At 69.3% G+C, this 3191-nt stretch carries 2 protein-coding genes and 1 pseudogene; all 3 read right to left on the reverse strand.

The features are described 5' to 3' along the window. Positions 1-712, reverse strand: a 712-nt coding sequence (locus tag BN903_RS12065) for an AAA family ATPase (protein ID WP_048077963.1), incomplete at its 3' end; no start/stop codon positions are given. After that, positions 705-2867 (reverse strand): acetate--CoA ligase family protein, encoded by a 2163-nt coding sequence (locus tag BN903_RS12070; protein ID WP_048077964.1) that lies wholly within the window; start codon positions 2865-2867, stop codon positions 705-707. The genes BN903_RS12070 and BN903_RS12065, both read right to left, overlap by 8 nt. A gap of 89 nt (positions 2868-2956) precedes the next feature. Further along, a pseudogene (locus BN903_RS18135) lies at positions 2957-3191 on the reverse strand (PAS sensor protein); the annotation flags it as partial.

Here is a 3191-nt window from a genome sequence, read left to right on the forward strand (position 1 = left end):
CGACGAACCCGTCGGTCGGCGCGTCCGTGAGCAGCTCGGCACCGAGTTCGTCGGCGAGTTCGCCGACCGTGACGCCCGCCAGCTCCTTCTCGTGAGGGATCGCGCCGAACACCGTGATCCCGCGGGATTCGAGGAACGGGATACCGTCCTGGTCGAGCGACTCGAAGGCGTCGTCGGACACCTTATTGAACACGACGCCGGCGAGGCGGTCGCCGAACGCGTCGGCGGCCGCCAGCACCTCGTCCAAGTCGTTCGGCGAGCCGTACTCGGCGACGAGGACGACGCGCGCGTCGAGCAGCTCCGCCACGTCGACGTCGGTGAGGTCGACGACGCCGCCGGTGGTCCAGCGGCCACCGCCCTCGACGAACACCTGGTCGTGGTCGGCCGCGATCGCGTCGTACTCCTCGCGGATCCGGTCGCGGAGCGCGTCCGGGTCCTCGGTGCCGCGGACCGCACCCTTGACGAACGTCGGCGAGTAGACGACCGGCTCCATCTGGTGCATCTCGGCGTCGAGACCGAGCACCTCGCGGGCCAACATCGGGTCCTGATCGAGCGTCTTGCCGACGTTCGACTGGAGTCGAGTGCCCTTCGGCTTCATGTAGCCGACGCTGCGGTCGCCCTCTGCGGCGAGCCGCGCCAAGGCGACGGTGATCGCTGTCTTTCCGGCGCTGTCTCCGGTCGCGGTGACGAGTGTGGTGGGTGTATCAGTCATTGTCGAGTACCTCCGGGGCGGGTTCGGCCGCGTCGGGGTCAGGACCGTCGAGTTTCTCCGGGTCGACGGTGAGTCTCACGTCGACGGCGGCGGCGTTCGTGCCGCCGTCGTCGTCGGGCAGTGCGACGAGGGGGTTGATGTCGAGTTCGAGGATGGCCGGGAAGTCGGTGACCAGCTGCGAGAGCCGGCCGATCGTCTCGATCACGGCGTCGACGTCGACCGGGTCGCGGCCGCGGGCACCGCGCAACAGCGGTGCCGACTGGATCTCCTCGGTCATCTCGCGGGCCTCCGGCTCGGAGACTGGCGCGACGCGGAAGGTGGTGTCTTCCATCACCTCCACGAAGATACCCCCCAGTCCGAACATCAACAGCGGCCCGAACTGCGGGTCGCGGTTCATGCCGACGATCGTCTCGACGCCGTCCTCCAAGTCGACCATCTCCTGTACCTGAACGCCGAGGACCGTCGCGTCCGGCTGGTAGTTGCGCGCACGGGTGATCAGGTCCTCGTAGGTGTCGGCCACGTCGTCGTCGCTCACGCCGACGGCGACGCCGCCGATGTCGGACTTATGCAGGATGTCCGGCGAGACGATCTTCATCACCACGTCGCCGTCGACGCCGGCGGCGACCTCGCGGGCGCGCTCGGGCGAGTCGACGATCTCGCCGGCCGGCGTGGGGATGCCGTAGGCGTCGAGCAGCTCCATCGCCTCGACGCCGAGGCGGTTGTCGTCGCGGTCGCGCACCGTTTCGAGTATCTCGCGGGCGCGCTCGCGGTCGACGTCGAACGACATCGGGGAAGCGTACTCGCGTCCCTTGATGTCGCGGTACTCGGCGAGCGTCGCGAGGCTGTCGATGGCGCGCGCGGGGTCGAAGTAACAGGGGATCCCCTGCGCCTGAAGTCGCTGTTTCGGCTCGCGGGTCCGGTCGCCGCCCATCAGGCAGGCGGCGACGGGGGCGTCCATCTCGGCGCTCACGTCGGTGATCGCGCCCGCCAACTCGTCGAAGTCGATCGTCGCCGTCGGCGCGGCCAACACGAGGGCGGCACCGACGTTGTCGTCGGCGACGGTGGTTTCGAGCGCCTCGCGGAACCGCGCCACGTCGGCGTCGCCGATCACGTCGACCGGGTTGTGGATGTTCGCCTCCTCGGGCATCGACTCGGCGAGGGCGTCCGTCGTCTCGCGCGTGAACGACGCCATGTCGAGATCGGCGTCGCCGACCGCGTCGGTCGCCATCACGCCCGGACCGCCGGCGTTCGTGACGATGGCGACGCTGTCGGTGTCGGGCAGCGGCTGGCTCCCGAGGATACCCGCCGCGTCGAACAGCTCGTCGACCGACTCCGCGCGGATGACCCCGGCCTGATCTAACCCGGCCTCGTACGCCTTATCGGAGCCGGCGAGCGTGCCGGTGTGCGAGGAGGCGGCCTGCGCGCCGGCGCTCGTCCGCCCCGACTTCACGGCGACGATCGGGGTGTCCTGGGTCGTCTCGCGGGCGGTCTCGATGAACTCGCGGCCGTCCTCGATCCCCTCGAGATAGCCGATGATCACGTCGGTCCGTTCGTCTGACCCCCAGTGGTCGACGAAGTCAGTCTCGTCTAAGACCGCCTTGTTGCCGAGCGAGACGACGTCTTTGAAGCCGATCCCGTTGTCGTTGGCCCAGTCGAGGACCGCCGTGACGAACGCGCCGGACTGGCTCATAAATGAGAGTCCGCCCGGGAGCGCGTTCTCCGGGCCGAACGTCGCGTTCATCCCGGAGGGCGTCGACATGATCCCCAGACTGTTGGGGCCGACGAGGTTGAGGTCGTACTCGTCGGCTATCTCCGCGAGGCGCTGCTCCCTCGCGGCCCCGTCCTCTCCCGTCTCGCCGAACCCGGCGGTGATCACGACGACGTTCCGGACGCCGGCCTCGCCGCACGCCTCGATCGCGTCCAACACGATCGAGGGGGGCACGACGACGACGGCGACGTCGGCGTCGGCGTCGGCGACCTCGTCGACGCAGGGCGTCCCGAGGACCTCGTCGTAGTTCGGGTTGACGGGGACCGTGTCGCCGTCGAAGTCGTCGAGGAGATTCGACGTGACGGCGCGACCGACGGCACCCTCGCGGGCGGTGGCACCGACGACGGCGACCCGATCCGGGTCGAACAGCTCGTTGAGCGTACCCATCAACGCGGAAGTACGCGAAGCGTGGGCTTAAGATCGGTGGGATGTTCTTCGAAATCGGAGTCAACGGTGAACGATCGATCGGGTTTCCCTCAGCCGTCCGTCGATCTCGCCGGGGGATCGGGGGCAATCTCCTCGTCTGTCGCGGTCTCCGACGCCGCGTCTCGATCCGGTCCGGTCTCCGACGTTACCCCTCGGTCCGCCGCGACCGCCGACGCGACGCCGTCGAGTCCGGCGGCCGACACGGCTTCGCCGCCATCCGATTCGACCGTCGGTTCGTTCCCGGAGACCGCCGACGGTCGGCCGTCGGCCGCCGCCGAGGACGGC

The organism is Halorubrum sp. AJ67 (assembly GCF_000513435.1).

Coding starts and splice junctions, on each gene's coding strand:
- BN903_RS12070 (WP_048077964.1), bottom strand. CDS start 2,867: ATGGGTACGCTCAACGAGCTGTTCGACCCGGATCGGGTCGCCGTCGTC.